This is a genomic window from Stenotrophomonas sp. STEN021 (genome assembly GCF_056760175.1).
Map to the genome: position 1 here is coordinate 16,463 of NZ_JBRREH010000001.1, position 15,376 is coordinate 31,838.

General features: G+C 62.8%; 15 protein-coding genes. 12 read left to right on the forward strand and 3 right to left on the reverse strand.

The genetic code is table 11. The features are described 5' to 3' along the window. Positions 1-12: 12 nt before the first annotated feature. From ACVOL0_RS00090 to ACVOL0_RS00105, 4 genes are all read left to right on the forward strand, one after another. The gene (locus ACVOL0_RS00090) at positions 13-324 is read left to right on the forward strand and encodes a hypothetical protein (protein WP_481547336.1); all 312 of its coding nucleotides are present in this window, start codon (positions 13-15) and stop codon (positions 322-324) included. A 5-nt stretch (positions 325-329) separates the two neighbouring features. After that, positions 330-1,145, forward strand: coding sequence for an amidohydrolase (locus tag ACVOL0_RS00095; RefSeq protein WP_481547420.1), 816 nt, complete (start codon positions 330-332; stop codon positions 1,143-1,145). A gap of 92 nt (positions 1,146-1,237) precedes the next feature. Beyond that, positions 1,238-1,669 (forward strand): peptidase associated/transthyretin-like domain-containing protein, encoded by a 432-nt coding sequence (locus ACVOL0_RS00100; RefSeq protein WP_481535574.1) that lies wholly within the window; start codon positions 1,238-1,240, stop codon positions 1,667-1,669. Positions 1,670-1,818: 149 nt separating this feature from the next. Then, positions 1,819-1,971, forward strand: coding sequence for a hypothetical protein (locus tag ACVOL0_RS00105; RefSeq protein WP_481547337.1), 153 nt, complete (start codon positions 1,819-1,821; stop codon positions 1,969-1,971). Positions 1,972-2,075: 104 nt separating this feature from the next. Here ACVOL0_RS00105 and ACVOL0_RS00110 read toward each other — a convergent pair whose 3' ends face one another. Genes ACVOL0_RS00110 through ACVOL0_RS00120 form a run of 3 tightly spaced genes read right to left on the reverse strand, consistent with a single transcriptional unit; the run spans position 2,076 to position 5,464 of the window. After that, positions 2,076-3,707, reverse strand: a complete 1,632-nt coding sequence (locus ACVOL0_RS00110) for a pseudouridine synthase (RefSeq protein WP_481547338.1) — start codon at positions 3,705-3,707, stop codon at positions 2,076-2,078. Then, the gene (gene scpB, locus ACVOL0_RS00115; RefSeq protein WP_481547339.1) at positions 3,700-4,551 is read right to left on the reverse strand and encodes an SMC-Scp complex subunit ScpB; all 852 of its coding nucleotides are present in this window, start codon (positions 4,549-4,551) and stop codon (positions 3,700-3,702) included. The genes ACVOL0_RS00110 and scpB overlap by 8 nt, the downstream gene beginning before the upstream one ends. Positions 4,552-4,567: 16 nt before the next feature. Further along, positions 4,568-5,464, reverse strand: a complete 897-nt coding sequence (locus ACVOL0_RS00120; RefSeq protein ID WP_481547340.1) for a segregation and condensation protein A — start codon at positions 5,462-5,464, stop codon at positions 4,568-4,570. A 351-nt stretch (positions 5,465-5,815) separates the two neighbouring features. On the opposite strand from ACVOL0_RS00120, the gene ACVOL0_RS00125 reads away from it, so the two are divergent. The 8 genes from ACVOL0_RS00125 (at position 5,816) to ACVOL0_RS00160 (ending at position 15,337) form a co-directional block, all read left to right on the forward strand. Then, complete coding sequence (locus tag ACVOL0_RS00125) at positions 5,816-6,115, forward strand: YciI family protein (RefSeq protein ID WP_481547341.1); 300 nt, start codon at positions 5,816-5,818, stop codon at positions 6,113-6,115. Continuing rightward, positions 6,112-6,390 carry a BolA family protein gene (locus ACVOL0_RS00130; RefSeq protein ID WP_481547342.1) on the forward strand — a complete coding sequence of 93 codons (279 nt, stop codon included), beginning with the start codon at positions 6,112-6,114 and terminating at the stop codon, positions 6,388-6,390. The genes ACVOL0_RS00125 and ACVOL0_RS00130 overlap by 4 nt, the downstream gene beginning before the upstream one ends. Positions 6,391-6,533: 143 nt before the next feature. Beyond that, the gene (locus ACVOL0_RS00135; RefSeq protein ID WP_481547343.1) at positions 6,534-7,553 is read left to right on the forward strand and encodes a LacI family DNA-binding transcriptional regulator; all 1,020 of its coding nucleotides are present in this window, start codon (positions 6,534-6,536) and stop codon (positions 7,551-7,553) included. 77 nt (positions 7,554-7,630) lie between these two features. Beyond that, positions 7,631-10,591, forward strand: a complete 2,961-nt coding sequence (locus ACVOL0_RS00140) for a TonB-dependent receptor (protein WP_481547344.1) — start codon at positions 7,631-7,633, stop codon at positions 10,589-10,591. 91 nt (positions 10,592-10,682) lie between these two features. Next, a complete protein-coding gene (locus ACVOL0_RS00145) occupies positions 10,683-12,323 on the forward strand; it encodes a glucoamylase family protein (protein WP_481547345.1) in 1,641 nt (546 codons plus the stop codon). A 10-nt stretch (positions 12,324-12,333) separates the two neighbouring features. Then, positions 12,334-13,611 carry a sugar ABC transporter substrate-binding protein gene (locus ACVOL0_RS00150; RefSeq protein WP_481547346.1) on the forward strand — a complete coding sequence of 426 codons (1,278 nt, stop codon included), beginning with the start codon at positions 12,334-12,336 and terminating at the stop codon, positions 13,609-13,611. Continuing rightward, positions 13,608-14,489: a carbohydrate ABC transporter permease gene (locus tag ACVOL0_RS00155; protein WP_481547347.1), complete on the forward strand. Its 882-nt coding sequence runs from the start codon at positions 13,608-13,610 to the stop codon at positions 14,487-14,489. Before ACVOL0_RS00150 ends, ACVOL0_RS00155 begins: the two co-directional genes overlap by 4 nt. After that, positions 14,486-15,337 carry a carbohydrate ABC transporter permease gene (locus ACVOL0_RS00160; protein ID WP_481547348.1) on the forward strand — a complete coding sequence of 284 codons (852 nt, stop codon included), beginning with the start codon at positions 14,486-14,488 and terminating at the stop codon, positions 15,335-15,337. Before ACVOL0_RS00155 ends, ACVOL0_RS00160 begins: the two co-directional genes overlap by 4 nt. Positions 15,338-15,376 lie beyond the last annotated feature (39 nt).

Below are 15,376 nucleotides of genomic sequence, written 5' to 3' on the forward strand. Positions count from 1 at the left end.
TTCAAAACGACCATGGATACCGGTTTGTTCGTTTTCCTCCTGGTGCTCGGCACGTTCCTGCTTGCGGTGTTGGTGAAAGGCTATCTGTTCCTTTCCGTGGTTCAACCCGGCTTGCAGGCGCGTGGCGTGCCGGTGGACGAGGGGCGTTTGGCGTTTCGTGGCAGCTTTGGTCGCTATACCCGTGAATATCTGGCGTCGCTTGATGATGTCGAGCGGCGCCAGCCGGTTAATCGTTGGATCGCGCGGTTGCAGTGGTGGGTGCCGGTACTGGGCGCGGCCATGGCGACCAGCGCTGTTCTTTCTTCATGGCTTTCAGGACGATGACGACAATGCAGGACCTGCGTATTTCCCTGGTGCAGGGTGACACCCGCTGGCATGACCCGGCGGGGAACCGCGATTATTACGGTGCGCTGCTGGCGCCGTTGGCGGGAAACACCGATCTGGTGATCCTGCCGGAGACCTTTACCAGTGGTTTCTCCAACGATGCGATTGACCAGGCCGAAGACATGGATGGCCCGACGGTTGCATGGATCGCCAAACAGGCGCGCGCGCTGGGTGCGGTGGTGACCGGCAGCGTGCAGCTGCGGGTTGATGGAAGTGTCTACAACCGTCTGCTGTGGGCTACGCCTGATGGCGAATTGCACTACTACGACAAGCGCCACCTGTTCCGCTTTGGCGGCGAGCACAAGCGCTATGCCGCCGGCAACGAGCGCTTGTGCGTGGAATGGAAGGGTTGGCGGATCAATCCGCAGATCTGCTACGACCTGCGTTTTCCGGTGTTCTGCCGCAATCGCTTCGATGTGGAGCGGGCAGGGCAGATGGATTTCGACCTGCAGATCTTCGTCGCCAACTGGCCGTCGGCGCGGGCGTATGCCTGGCAGACGTTGGCGCGGGCGCGGGCAATTGAAAACCTGTGCTATGTGGCGGTGGTCAATCGCATCGGCGTGGATGGCAACGGCCTGCATTACTCCGGCGACAGCGCGGTGATCGATTTCCTCGGCCAGCCGCAGCTGGAGATCCGCGAGCGCGAGCAGGTGGTCACCACCACCATTTCGGCACAGGCGCTGGCGGCACATCGTGAGCGCTTCCCGGCGATGCTCGATGCCGATGCGTTTACCTTGGGTGGCCCGGTAGTGCTTCGCTGAACGCCGGCCGCTTGCCGCGTCTGTCAGCCCTTTGCAAGCCGCAGGGTGGCTGTCAGGCTCGGTACCGGCTTCAATCATGCAGAGGGTGCGCGATGAAAAAGATGATGGCGATGGCCGCGGTGCTGGCGTTGGGCATTGCCCCGGCGGCACAGGCAGCGGGCAATATCGACTGCGAACTGCATTACAACCTGACCGGTTGGTCGATGTTCTACAAGACCTCCAGCGGCACCGGCACGATCACCTGCGACAACGGTGCCAGCATCCCGGTCAAGATCAGCGCCAAGGGTGGTGGTTTGACGGTGGGGCGCACCACTATTACCGATGGACGCGGCAGGTTCAGCGGTGCTTATTCGCTGGACGATTTGCTGGGTACCTATGCAGCGGCCGAGGCGCATGCGAGCGCGTCGCGTGCCAATGATGCGCAGGCGATGACCAAGGGCGACATCTCGCTTGCCTTGGCGGGTACCGGGCGCGGTTGGAGCATCGGTATTGGGTTTGGCAAATTTGTGATCGAGCGCCGCTGACTATCTGTGGCGGTGAGTCGTAAAGCAGGAGCTCGTCCTCATTCGCCCCGCAGGGCGGATGAGGGGGCTTTTCGCGCAGGCGAATGTACTTGCCCAGGTTGCAAACCACCTGTATGTGGCCCGCTCCAATGCTTGGCGATCAAACGGGCGTGAGCGCCCAGATCGAAGACAGAGCGAAGGTGGTGCAGGTCAACTGTTGCTGGATGCATGTTGCTGGCCTTGCTGCTCAGTTTTCATTGGCGGCGGGAAAGACTTTGAGCGTCACCCACACATCGGGTTTTGGTGAACTCTGCCAATATTGATTCGCCCCCGCTTGTCTGTGGGCCGCAAACGCAAACGCCCGGTGCAGTTGCACCGGGCGTTTGTTTGCAGTGCTGCGCGTGAAACGCGTCAACAGCGCTGCGGATCAGGCGCCGCGCGGACCGCGGTTGCCGCCGCCGGGACGACCGCCACCCGGGCGGCCTGCGCCACCTGGACGGTTACCGCCCGGACGCGGGCCACCTGACGGACGACCGCCCGGGCCGCCTGGGCCGCGGTTGCCGCCGCTCGGGCGGCCGCCAGCCGGGCGTGCGCCGTAGGGGCTGTAGCTCGGGGTGGCGTGATCGGAGGGGAAGCTCGGGGCATTGCCCGGATGACCGTAAGGATGCTTGCTGCGCTGACCCTGGCCGGCGCCCTGGCCGCCTGCGCCCTGCGGACGACCCTGACCGGGACCGCCACGGCTGGCGCCTGGAGCGCCGCCCGGACGCGGCTTGCCGTAGGGGCGGGCCTGGCCATCAGCAGCCGGGCCGCGACCCGGACCACGATTGCCGCCCGGGCCGCGTGCTGCGCCTGGACCTGCATTGCGGTGGCCGCTCGGGCCGGTGCTGACACCGTCCGGCACATACCAGGTGCGGAACGCGGCCGGGTTGCCGTCCGGCAGGCTGCGGTCGCCGGCGGGCTTGCGCTGCTTGAACGGCTTCTGCGACTGCTTGGCCGCGGCTTCGCCGCTGACCGTCAGGCCGCCCTTGTAGCTACCGCTGTTGCCACGGCCACGGCCGCCGCGGTCTTCGCGCACGTTGTCGAAGCGGCGCAGTTCACGGCCTTCGTCGGCGGTGTTGTGGCCGTTGACGTAGGCATTGCCGCGGCCGCCTTCGCGGGATACGCGCAGGGTGGTCTTGACTGCCTTGCGCTGGCCGATCACCGGCTGCAGGGTCAGTGCCGACGGGGTGCCTTCTTCCAGTTTCAGCTGGGCGCGCAGTGCGTCGACCTGCTGGGTGGTCAGTTCCACCGACTTGCCGCGCATCAGGTCGCGCGGCAGTTCGATCTTGCCGTAGCGGGTGCGCTTCAGGCGGCTGACCTGGCAGCCCTGCGATTCCCACAGGCGGCGCACTTCGCGGTTGCGGCCTTCCTTGACGACCACGCGGAACCAGTCGTGCGAATCGGTGCCGCCAATGCGCTCGATCTCGTCGAACTTGGCGCCGCCGTCTTCCAGCAGTACGCCGCGGCCAAGGCGCTCGACGATTTCGTCGGAGACCTTCTCCTGGCCTTCCGGCGCACGCACGCGCACCACGTACTCGCGCTCGACTTCGAACGACGGGTGCATCATCGCGTTGGCGAGTTCACCGTCGGTGGTAGCCAGCAGCAAGCCGGTGGTGTTGATGTCGAGGCGGCCGATGGCAATCCAGCGTGCGCCCTTCAATGGCGGCAGCGCTTCGAATACGGTCGGACGGCCTTCGGGATCGTCACGGGTGGTGACTTCGCCTTCGGGCTTGTTGTAGATCAGCACGCGCGATGCGTCGGTCAGCGCGCTGGCGACAAAACTGCGGCCGTCGAGGTCGATCTTGTCGCCGCTCTTGATGGACATGCCGGTCTTGGCGACTTCGCCGTTGACCTTGACCAGGCCGTCGGCGATGCGCTGTTCCAGCGCACGGCGCGAGCCCAGGCCGGCTTGCGCCAGTACCTTGTGCAGGCGCTCTTCGAGCTTGGGCTGCTGTTCGGTGTCGGCTTCGCGCTTGAGCGAGAGCTTGTTCAACGAAGGTTTACGGGGGGTGTCACTCATCGGTTTGGCTCCGGCCGGCGTTTTCCGCGTCGGCCTCTGGTTCGGAATCGGCTACATCAACAGCCACGGTCGTCGTCGCGACGGCGTTGTTTTCAGTTTTTTCCACTTCCGCCGCGCGCTCTCCCGGCGCGGCGTCGGGTTCGCCGGTGAAGGCGGTGTTGGATGTGGCTGCGTTCGAATCCGGGGATTCTGGCGTAGCCGCGGGTGTGGGGTCGCTGTCGTTGGCGGCATCCAGGCCTTGCGGCGAGGCGGCGCCAGCGGCAAGCGGGGCAGCTGGTTGGCCGTCGCCATCCAGCGGTAGTTGCGGTTCCAGCTCGCCGATGTCACGCAGTTCGGACAGCGGCGGTAGTTCGTCCAGGCGCTTGAGCCCGAAGTAATCCAGGAAGCCCTTGGTGGTGCCGAACAAGGCCGGCTTGCCGGGCACGTCACGGTGGCCGATGACCCGGATCCACTCGCGTTCTTCCAGGGCTTGAATGATGTTGCTGCTTACCGCCACCCCGCGCACCTGCTCGATCTCGCCGCGGGTGATCGGCTGCCGGTAGGCAATCAGGGCCAGGGTTTCCAGGGTGGCACGGGTATAGCGGGTCTTGCGCTCGGTCCACAGCCGCGACACCCAGCCGTGTACTTCGCTGGTGATCTGGTAGCGGTAGCCAGAGGCCACTTCCGTCAGTTCCACGCCGCGTCCGGCACAGCCTTCGCGCAACAGCTCCAGTGCACGTTCGATGCTGCCCGGCGGTGCTGGCGCATCTTCAGGGAACAGACCCTGCAGCTGCGCCAAGGTGACCGGCTGGCTGGAAGCAAGCAGGGCGCCTTCGACAATGCGGTTGATCAGTGCTTGATCCATGCGTTGGGTCGGTTGCTCAGGCGGTGGTGTCAGCGTCATCGAACTCGCTGGAAAACTGCAGCGGTGCGTTGGTGTTGCCGGTGGCCAGGGACTTCACGTAAATCGGGGCGAGCGGGGCTTCCTGCACCAGGTCAAGCAGTTGCTCCTTGGCCAGCTCCAATACCGCGAGGAAGGTGACCAGAACGCCGAGTTTGCCTTCTTCGGCGGTGAACAGACTTTCAAAGCGGTAGAACTTGTCGCCTTCCAGCAGGCCGAGCACATCGCCCATGCGCTGCCGCACACTCAGCGCCTCGCGCTTGATCGCGTGGCCGCTGAACAGCTCGGCGCGCTTGAGTACGTCATGCAGCGCCAACAGCATTTCCTTCAATTCCACCGGCGGCGGTGCCTTGACCAGTACCCGCTCCGGCACGAAGGCGTGCGCCAGGCTGGTGTCGCGGTCCTGCCGGGGCAGGCTGTCGATATCCTCGGCGGCCTGCTTGAAACGTTCGTACTCCTGCAGGCGGCGTACCAGTTCGGCGCGCGGATCTGCTTCTTCGCCTTCGATGCTGGGTGGGCGCGGCAACAGCATGCGTGACTTCACTTCAGCAAGAATCGCCGCCATCACCAGGTATTCGGCTGCCAGTTCGAAGCGCAGCTCCTGCATGACGTTGATGTATTCCACGTACTGCTTGGTGATCTCGGCGACCGGGATATCCAGGATGTCCAGGTTCTGCCTGCGGATGAGGTAAAGCAGTAGATCCAGCGGGCCCTCGAAGGCGTCGAGAATGACTTCCAATGCATCCGGTGGGATGTACAGATCCTGCGGGATCTGCAGTACCGGCTGGCCATGCACCATCGCCAGCGGCATTTCCTGCTGCTGAGGTAAGAGATGCTGCGCTGGCGGGTTCGCGTCGTGCGCGAGTTCGGAAGTCATCAGGTCGACATTCGGGGTATTGCGAGCTGTGCACACCCCAGGTTCCCGCCCGGGAGGATTCCAGCCCTGTATTACGAGCTACTCGCGCTTGTTCTGCGCGCTTCCACATATGAACAACAAGACGCGCCGCAGAATCAGCGGTGACGTCATTACGAGGAGGTCGTCTACGCGGTCCGGGAAGTGATGTGCTGCGGTGGTTGGGTGGGAGGTCTGAGCCTGCCACCGCACCGAGCGGCTACTGGCCGACTGCGTGCAATGGACCAAAGAGTAATCGCCAAGGCAGGGCGCTGTCCAGCCTTGTGACGCTAGACTTGGCATCCTTCCATTCAGCAGACAAGCGGAGAAAGGCCAGTGTGGTACGTAATTGAAGGCTATGACGGAGCGGAAGTGCTTGCGGCGCGGTTGTCGGCGCGGGCGGCGCACCTGGCACGCTTGCAGACATTGCTTGACCAGGGGCGACTGCTTTTGGCTGGCCCCTGTCCTGCGATTGACGCGGAAGATCCCGGTCCGGCCGGTTTCAGTGGCAGCGTGGTGATCGCCAGCTTTGAAGATATTGCCGCCGCGAGGGCGTGGGCCGATGCTGATCCGTATGTGGCTGCAGGCGTCTATACACGCGTGGAAGTACGCCCGTTCCGCAAGGTGCTGCCATGAGCCGGGTCGAACGGATCCAGGCTGCACTGCAGGCCGCATTTGCGCCCCAGCAGTTGGAAGTGAAGGATGACAGCCACCGTCACGCCGGCCATGCCGGTGCCAGCGATGGGCGCGGTCACTTCAAGGTGATGCTGGTCAGCGAGGCCTTTGCGGGCAAGGCACCGCTTGCCCGGCATCGGGCGGTGTATGCCGCGCTCGGCGAGATGATGGAGACGGATATCCATGCGCTGTCGATCAAGGCGCTGACGCCGCAGGAACTGGGCGAGGCTGGCTGAACGGGTGCGACAGTGCAGGGTTCCTGTGGCGGCTGTCGGGACAGGCATTGTCCAGGCGGGTCAAATCGAGCTAACGAACTGTTTACAAATGCGATTGAAAACGTTTACAGTCCGCCCGACCCAGTACTGCGGTGGGTAGGCCAGTGGCGAAGTCGGCAATAACGATCAAGGATGTTGCCCGCGAGGCGAATGTCTCGGTCGCAACCGTGTCGCGTGCCCTCAACGGCCATGACAACGTTGCCGCGCCGGTCCGCAAGCTGGTGCTGGAAGTGGCCAGCCGGCTGCGTTACACCCCGCATGCAGCTGCCCGCAGCCTGAGCAGCCGCAGTACCCAGACAGTCGGTGTGGTGCTTCCCGACCTGTACGGCGAGTTCTTTTCCGAGTTGATGCGTGGCATTGACGGTGTGGCCAGTGCCCATCGCCGGCATCTGTTGGTGTCCAGCTATCACGGCGACCAGCAACAACAAGGTTCGGTGCTGCAGGCCATGCGCGGACGCGTCGACGGCTTGCTGGTGCTGTCGCCGTATGCAGGCGATTCCGATTTCCTGGTCGACAATCTGCCGCCTGCGCTGCCAACGGTGTTGATCAACACGCCCTTGGCCGAGGCGCGCTATCCGGTCTTCAGCATCGACGACCATGCCGGTGCGCTGAGCATGACCCGGCACCTGCTTGAAGGTGGGCATCGGCGTATCGCCTTTATCGGCGGCCCGGAACACAACCACGATGCGCAGCAGCGCCTGCTCGGGTTCCGTGAGGCGATGGCGGCATTCGATGGCAAGGTCGAAGCCATCGAGCTGCCAGGCAATTTCGACGAAGCCTCCGGTCACCAGGCCGGATTGGCGCTGCTGGCGGGTTCCGAACTGCCTGATGCGGTGTTCGCCGCCAACGACATGATGGCCTTGGGCTGCCTGTACGCGTTCTCGCAGGCCGAGGTGAAAGTGCCCGCGCAAGTGGCACTGGCCGGCTTCGACGATATCCCCTTGGCGCGCTTTGTTCACCCCGCGTTGACGACGATGCAGGTGAGCATCGCCGAGTTGGGCGAGCGGGCGATGCTGCAGTTGGTGCAGATGATCGATAGCGGTGAGGCGCAGGCGATGCCCGCTGTAACGCTGGTTCCGACCTTGGTGGTACGTGATTCAACCACTGCCTGCGACTTCCTTTGACCCGGCGATAGACCGGGACGGCCACTTACATACACGTTCCTCGCGGCCTATGCCGCCGCTTCGGGAGAGGTAAAAGAATGAACAACAACGCTCGCAAATCCACCCCCGCACGCAAGCTGCTAAGCAGCGCGCTTGCTGCTTGCCTGTTGCTGGGTGCGGCACCTGCGTTCGCGCAGAGCACCAGTGCGACCATCCGTGGCCAGGTGATGGCTGACTCGGCCCCCGCCGCCCAGGCCCAGGTCACCGCCACCAATATTGCCACCGGCCTGACCCGCAGCGTGCAAAGCACCAGTAACGGCAGCTATTCGCTGGCAGGCCTGCCGCCGGGCACCTATAAAGTGGACGTCACTGCTGGCGGCAAGAGCAGCAGCCAGAACATCACCGTGGCCGTGGGCCAGACCGCGACCGTGAACCTGGGCGTGGGCGGCGTGGCTGAAACCGCCGGCGGCTCTGCCACCACGCTGGATACGGTGCAGGTAACGGCGCAGTCGCCGATCGAGACCAAGACCTCGGAGATTGCCACCTACATCACTCCGCAGCAGATCCAGGCATTGCCGCAGGGCACGCGCAACTTCCTGGCGTTTGCCGACACCGTGCCCGGCATGGTGTTCGAACAGAATCCGTCCAACGGGTCTACCAAGCTGCGCGGCGGTGTGCAGAGCGCCAACAACGTCAACGTCTACATCGATGGTGTGGGACAGAAGAACTACGTCACCCAGGGTGGCATCACCGGCCAGGATGCGAGCCGCGGCAATCCGTTCCCGCAGCTGGCCATCGGCGAGTACAAGGTCATCACCTCGAACTACAAGGCCGAGTACGACCAGATCAGCTCGGCCGCGGTGACTGCGGTGACCAAGTCTGGCACCAATGAATTCAAGGGCTCGTTCTTCTGGGACTATACAAACCAGGATTGGCGCGCACCGCGTGAGAGCGAGAAGAACGGTGTCGGCAAGACCCGTTCCGGCGAGAAGCAGTACGGCGCCAGCTTCGGCGGCCCGATCGTGCAGGACAAGGCGCACTTCTTCGTCACCTATGAGGGCAAGGAATACAACGCGCCGCAGGACCTGAAGCCGGGCGAAGGGCGCCTGCCCAGCGATCTGCCGCAGGCGTGGCGTGATCAGCTCGGTGCGACCGCAACGCCGTTCAAGGAAGACTTGTACTTCGGCAAGTTGGATTGGTCGGTGAACGAGGCCAACCTGCTTGAATTCACCTATAAGCGCCGTGAGGAAAGCGAGATCGGCAATGTCGGCGGACAGAGCGCACGTAGCTACGGCACCGATACCGGCGTGACCGAGGACCGCTACGACCTGCGTTGGCAGTACTCCAGTACCAACTGGCTCAGCGATTCGCACCTGACCTACGAAAAAGCATTCTGGACCAAGGCGCCGGTCAACTACGGCAACGGCAGTGTGCTGACCGATGGCAGTGGCGATGACGGCAAGCAGATCTACCGCATCGGCGCTGGTGAGGGCGGCCTGCAGGACAAGGGCCAGAAAGGCTGGTCGTTCCAGAACGACACCACCTTCTTCGGTTGGGAAGGGCACACGCTCAAGTTTGGTGTGAAATACAAGCAGGTTGATCTGGATACCATTGAGCAGCAGCCCTACAACCCGCAGTTCTATTACGACATCAACCAGGGCGGCGCCGTTCCGTACTTCGTGCGCTTTGGCAGCCCGGCGGGTGGCACTGACGGCGGTTCGGTCACTTCCAAGAACAAACAGTTCGGCATCTACCTCCAGGACGACTGGGACGTCACCGATCGCCTGACCTTGAACCTGGGCCTGCGTTGGGATTACGAGAAGACCCCGTCGTATCTGGATTTTGTCACGGCCCCGGATGTGGTGGCCTCGCTGGCCAGCCAGGACCCCAACGCTGTGGCTGGGCAGACCTATGCGCAGACGCTGGCGTTGGGCGGCATTGACGTCAACCGGTACATCAGTACCGGCAACAACCGCAAACCATTCAAGAACGCCATCCAGCCGCGCCTTGGTTTTTCCTATGACTTCAGTGGGGATGAGCGGCTGGTGCTGTTCGGCGGTGTCGGCCGCTCCTACGACCGCAATCTGTTCGATTACCTGCAGTTGGAGCGCAGCAAGGCAACGTTCCCGACCCGTCGCTTCAAGATCAACTCGCCCGGCCATGCCTGTGCAGTCGGCGGCGATTGCCTCGAGTGGAACCCGCAGTTGCTGGACCGCGACTATCTGATGTCGCTGATCGACTCGACCGAGGCTGGTCGCGAAGTGTGGATGTTCGACAACAAGTTGAAGACCCCGTACTCCGACCAGTTCAGTCTCGGCATCCGCAGCAGCTTCAACATGGGCGGGCAGGACTGGAACAGTTCGGCCACCATCCAGCACACCCGTTACAAGGATGGCCTGCTGATCTCTCGCGGCAACCGTTATGCAGATGGCAGTGCCTATGGCCCCAATGGCAGTCCTTGGACCGCCCCCGGGTTGCCCAACCTGGGCTCATTGATCGTGGCGACCAATGGCTTCGAGTCGAAGAACACCGCATTGCTGCTGAGCCTGGACAAGCCGTATACGGCTGAAAGTCCGTGGAACCTCAACGTCGCCTACACACTCACCGACGCCAAGCAGAACATCCACGAGAAGGATCCGGTGTACGGCTGGTATTTCCAGCAGGGCGGGTGGTTCGACGGTGCCTGGGCGCCGAAGCACCGTCTGGTGGTCAGCGGCTTCGCCGATCTGCCATGGGGCATGAGCGCGTCTGGCAAATTGACGCTGGCCAGCAAGATCAAACGTTGGGATATCGATGGCACCAAGGCATACGGCGGCTACGAGCGCCCGCACAGTTGGGAGCCGAGCGGCAGCCTGGGCTTCAAGCAGTTCGACATGTCGCTGACCAAGACCTGGGATACCGGTACCGATCTGAAGCTGAAGGTGCGCGCCGATGTGCTCAATGCCTTCAACTGGACCAATTGGGGCGGTTACGGCATCAACTGGGACAACGGTGTGGTCAGTAGCTGGGACCAGTACGCCACCCGCACCTTCAAGCTGTCATTTGGTCTGGATTGGTAAGTGCCAGCGTCCCGGCCGGTTTATCGTCGGCCGGGACGTTTCCCATATGCAGTACGTTTTCGCCACGTGAACGTGGTGCCATGTTTTCAAGATGGAAGTCGCCTTGAGCAAGTCACGTACCTCGCAGTTGTTGGCCTGTGGTTTCGCCGGTATCGGGCTGGCGTTGTTGGGGGGCTGTGGCAAGGCGCCGGAGCCGCCGATGCCGAAGGTATTGCCGCAGGTGATCCTGGTTGAGGCCGATCTGCCGCCACGGCCGATGAAGCCGGAACTGCCGCCGCTGTTTGACGATATCGAGCGTCGCACCTTCCAGTTCTTCTGGGATACAACCAACGAACAGAACGGGCTTACGCCGGATCGCTATCCGTCGCGGCCGTTTGCCAGTATCGCTTCGGTCGGGTTCGCGCTGACGTCCTATCCGATCGGCATCGAGAACGGTTGGGTCAGCCGCAATCAGGCGGTTGATCGCACCTTGCTGACGCTGAAATTCTTCCGCGATCTGCCAAGTGGGCCGCAACGCACCGGCAAGGCGGGATACAAGGGTTTCTACTACCACTTCCTGGACATGCACGAGGGCCGCCGTTACGACAGCTGGGTGGAGCTGTCCAGCGTTGATACCGCGCTGCTGCTGATGGGCGTGCTGTTTGCGCAGAGTTACTACGACAAGGACGATCCGCGCGAGAAAGAGATCCGGCAGATTGCCGACACGATCTACAAGCGCGTGGATTGGCAGTGGCTGCAGCGCAACAAGCCGTTGGTGTCGATGGGCTGGTTCCCGGAGAGTGGCTTCATCCAGCACGACTGGATGGGCTACAACGAGGCGATGATGCTGTATGTGCTTGCGCTGGGCTCGCCCACCCATCCGGTCGAGCCGGATGCGTGGACGGTATGGACGCGCACCTACGACAACGATTGGGGCGTGTACCAAGGGCAGGAGTACCTCTCGTTCGGGCCACTGTTCGGCCATCAGTACAGTCACGTCTGGATTGACTTCCGCGATATCCAGGACCCGTACATGCGTGAGCGTGGCATCGACTACTTCCTCAATAGCCGGCGCGCCACCCTGGCCCAGCGCGAGTATGCGATCGAGAACCCGATGCAGTGGAAGGACTATGGCGAGAGTGTGTGGGGCCTGACCGCTGGCGATGGTCCGCAGAACACCACCCAGGATTACAAGGGCGAGCAGCGCCAATTCCGTCACTACTCCTCGCGTGGCGCGGGTTTGCGGGAGAACTTCGACGACGGCACCATCGTGCCTTCGGCGGCTATTTCTTCATTGCCGTTTGCACCGGAGGTTGTGATTCCAACCACGGTGGAGATGCACAAGCGTTATGGCGACTATCTGTATTCCAGTTACGGATTCCTGGATTCGTTCAATCCCAGCTTCAACTACGACATCCCACTCAAGACCGGTCGCTTGATCCCGGATCGCGGCTGGGTGGCCAGTGACTACATCGCCATCGATCAGGGCCCGATCCTGGCCGGCATCGCCAATTACCGGAACGAATTCGTCTGGAATGTGATGAAGACCAATCCCTATATCCGCAAGGGCCTGGAGCGGGCGGGGTTCACTGGCGGTTGGTTGGCGCCTGAAGACAGCTTCCAGCCGCTGCAGAAAGATGAGCAGGCCGCCTCGGCGCGGGCATCGGGTATTGCCGAATCGCGCGCTGCGGCGGCGGCCGAACAGAAGGCTGCCAGCAAGCAGCCGGCTGTACCAGCGGCCAAGAAGCAGTGATGCGCCGCCAATGAGCCGCGCGCTGGCCTTGTTATTGCTGGTATTGCTCGCGGGCTGTGCAAAGCCGGAGCAGGGCACGACCTTGCGGTTCTGGGCGATGGGCCGCGAGGCCGAGGTGGTCGGCGAACTGGTGCGCGAGTTCGAAGCGGAGAACCCGGGCATCCATGTCGATGTGCAGAACATTCCGTGGACGGCTGCACATGAAAAACTACTGACCGCCTATGCTGCCGATGGCTTGCCGGATGTCTGCCAGCTCGGCAATACCTGGATTGCCGAATTTGCCACGTTGCAGACCTTGATGCCGCTGCAACCGCTGGTGGATGCGTCCTCGGTGATCGACCAGCAGGACTACTTTTCCGGCATCTGGGATACCAATGTCGTCGACGGCCAACTGGTTGGTATTCCTTGGTACGTGGATACGCGCCTGCTGTTCTACCGCAAGGATCTGCTGCGTCAGGCGGGGTACTCACAACCACCGAAGACCTGGGCCGAATGGGAGCAGATGAACGCGGCGTTGAAGAAGACCATGGGCACGCGTGGCTATCCGGTGCTGATGCCCTTGAACGAATTCGAGCCACAACTGTCATTCGCGCTGCAGCAGGACGATTCTCTGCTACGCGATGGCGATACCCGGGGCAACTTCCGCAGCCCCGGTTTCCGGCGCACGCTGGCCTTCTACGACAACATGTTCGAGCAGGGCTGGGCGCCGAAGATGTCCGAGACGCAGATTTCCAATGTCTGGGATGAGTTCTTCCGTGGTTTCACCGCATTTTATCTGTCGGGTCCGTGGAATATCCGCGAGTTCCGCCAGCGCCAACCGCCCAGCCTTGAGGGCGAATGGGGCGCGACACCGCTGCCCGGTCCCGATGGGCTGGGCGCAGGCATTGCCGGCGGCACCAGCCTGGTGGTGTTCCGTTCTTCGCAGAAGCAAGCGGCGGCGTGGAAGCTGATCGAGTTCCTGTCGCGGCCGGTGATCCAGCAGCGTTTCTACAAGATCATTGGTGACCTGCCGCCGCGGCGCAGCGCCTGGCAGTCGCCGGAGCTGCAGGACGATCCGCTGACCGCCGCCTTCGCCGATCAGCTGGAACGCGTCAAACCCACGCCCAAGGTGCTGGAGTGGGAGCGCATTGCCCAGCAGATGCGGGTAGTGACCGAGCAGGTAGTGCGCGGTGGTTTGCCGCAGGACAAGGCGGTCGACCAGCTGGATCAGCAAGTGGACGACATCCTCGCCAAGCGCCGTTGGATCGTCGAGCAGCAGGCCGGCGCAACCGCAAAGGCAGCGCCATGAAGCGCGGCTCGCTGGCTGGCTGGGTCTTTGCCGCACCGGCGCTGATCGTGATCGGTGTGTTCTTTGGCCTGCCGGTGTTGTCGGCGCTGGCCTTGAGCCTGACCGACTTCGATCTTTACGCACTGGCTGACCCGCACAACCTGCGCTTCAACGGCCTGGGCAATTACATCGACCTGCTGCAGACGCCGATGTTCTGGAAGTCATTGGGCAACACCACGTACTTCGTGGTGGCCGGCGTGCCCTTGTCGATAGGCGTTTCGCTGGGTGCTGCGCTGTTGCTCAACGCCCCGGCCGCGCGCTTCAAGGCGCTGTTCCGCACCGCGTTGTTCGCGCCGGTGGTGACCACGCTGGTGGCGGTGGCGGTGATCTGGCGTTATCTGTTCCACACCCGCTACGGGCTGGTGAACTGGGGACTGGGGCAGGTCGGCATCAACCCGATCGACTGGCTGGGTGACCCGAACTGGGCAATGCCGACCATCATCGGTTTCGCGGTGTGGAAAAACTTCGGTTACAACATGGTGATCTTCCTGGCCGGCCTGCAGGCGATCCCCAGGGATCTGTACGAGGCGGCGCGCATCGATGGCGCCTCGCGTTGGCAGCAGTTCCTGCATATCACCTTGCCGATGCTGGGGCCGGTGCTGCTGGTGGTCGGTGTGATCACCGTGTCTGGTTACTTCCAGTTGTTCGCCGAGCCCTATGTGATGACCCGCGGTGATCCGCTGCAAAGCACGGTGAGCGTGCTGTATTTCATGTTCGAGGAAGGCTTCAAGTGGTGGAATCTTGGCCGGGCCTCGGCCGTGGCCTTCCTGTTGTTCCTGATCATCCTGGCGGTGACCACGCTGATGTTGCGCTTCGGCAAGCGCAGGGAGCTGGTATGAGTCGTGTGCGTAGCAGCCGGGAGATCGGGCAGTCGCGTTGGCATGCGTGGTGGGTGAACGGTGGGCTGTTGCTGTTGGCCGTGATCAGCCTGGCGCCGTTGGCGTGGATGTTGTCGGTGTCGTTCATGCCCAGCGGTCAGGCATCGCAGTTTCCGCCGCCGTTGCTGCCGGCGCACACCACGTTGGCCAACTACCAGGCCTTGTTCGCCCGCACCGGCATGGGCAACAACTTCATCAACAGCTTGCTGGTGTCGGTTGCAATCACCCTGGGTTCGTTGCTGTTCAATACCCTGGCCGGTTACGCGTTTGCCAAGCTGCGGTTTGCCGGCCGCGAGCGGCTGTTCCAGATGCTGCTGGCAGCATTGGTCATCCCGGCGCAGGTTGCGATGCTGCCGCTGTTCCTGCTGATGAAGCAGATGGGCTTGGTGAATACCTTCGGTGGCGTGGTGATCCCGGCCCTGGCCAGCGTGTTCGGCATCTTCCTGGTGCGCCAGTACGCCCGCTCGATTCCCGATGAACTGCTGGAAGCGGCGCGTATCGACGGTGCCAGCGAGGCGCGTATCTTCTTCCAGATCGTGTTGCCGATGCTCAAGCCCGTGCTGGTGACCTTAGCGATCTTCACCTTCATGGGCGCATGGAACGATTTCATGTGGCCGCTGATCGTATTGACCGACCAGGAGCACTACACCTTGCCAGTGGCGCTGGCCAGCTTGTCGCGCGAACACATCATGGATGTGGAAATGATGATGGCCGGCGCGGTGGTCACGGTATTGCCGGTGCTGTTGTTGTTCCTGGTGCTGCAGCGCTACTACATCCAGGGCTTGCTGCTGGGCAGCGTCAAGGGCTGAAGCATGCTGGTGTGCGGGTGCGCCGCGACAGCGCACTTC

Bases quoted from the DNA above. Each gene is read 5' to 3' on its own strand.
- ACVOL0_RS00095 (WP_481547420.1), top strand. From the start codon at position 330: ATGCAGGACCTGCGTATTTCCCTGGTGCAGGGTGACACCCGCTGGCAT.
- ACVOL0_RS00110 (WP_481547338.1), bottom strand. From the start codon at position 3,707: ATGAGTGACACCCCCCGTAAACCTTCGTTGAACAAGCTCTCGCTCAAG.
- ACVOL0_RS00130 (WP_481547342.1), top strand. From the start codon at position 6,112: ATGAGCCGGGTCGAACGGATCCAGGCTGCACTGCAGGCCGCATTTGCG.
- ACVOL0_RS00160 (WP_481547348.1), top strand. From the start codon at position 14,486: ATGAGTCGTGTGCGTAGCAGCCGGGAGATCGGGCAGTCGCGTTGGCAT.
- ACVOL0_RS00155 (WP_481547347.1), top strand. From the start codon at position 13,608: ATGAAGCGCGGCTCGCTGGCTGGCTGGGTCTTTGCCGCACCGGCGCTG.
- ACVOL0_RS00100 (WP_481535574.1), top strand. From the start codon at position 1,238: ATGAAAAAGATGATGGCGATGGCCGCGGTGCTGGCGTTGGGCATTGCC.
- ACVOL0_RS00150 (WP_481547346.1), top strand. From the start codon at position 12,334: ATGAGCCGCGCGCTGGCCTTGTTATTGCTGGTATTGCTCGCGGGCTGT.
- ACVOL0_RS00140 (WP_481547344.1), top strand. From the start codon at position 7,631: ATGAACAACAACGCTCGCAAATCCACCCCCGCACGCAAGCTGCTAAGC.
- ACVOL0_RS00120 (WP_481547340.1), bottom strand. From the start codon at position 5,464: ATGACTTCCGAACTCGCGCACGACGCGAACCCGCCAGCGCAGCATCTC.
- scpB (WP_481547339.1), bottom strand. From the start codon at position 4,551: ATGGATCAAGCACTGATCAACCGCATTGTCGAAGGCGCCCTGCTTGCT.
- ACVOL0_RS00090 (WP_481547336.1), top strand. From the start codon at position 13: ATGGATACCGGTTTGTTCGTTTTCCTCCTGGTGCTCGGCACGTTCCTG.
- ACVOL0_RS00145 (WP_481547345.1), top strand. From the start codon at position 10,683: ATGGAAGTCGCCTTGAGCAAGTCACGTACCTCGCAGTTGTTGGCCTGT.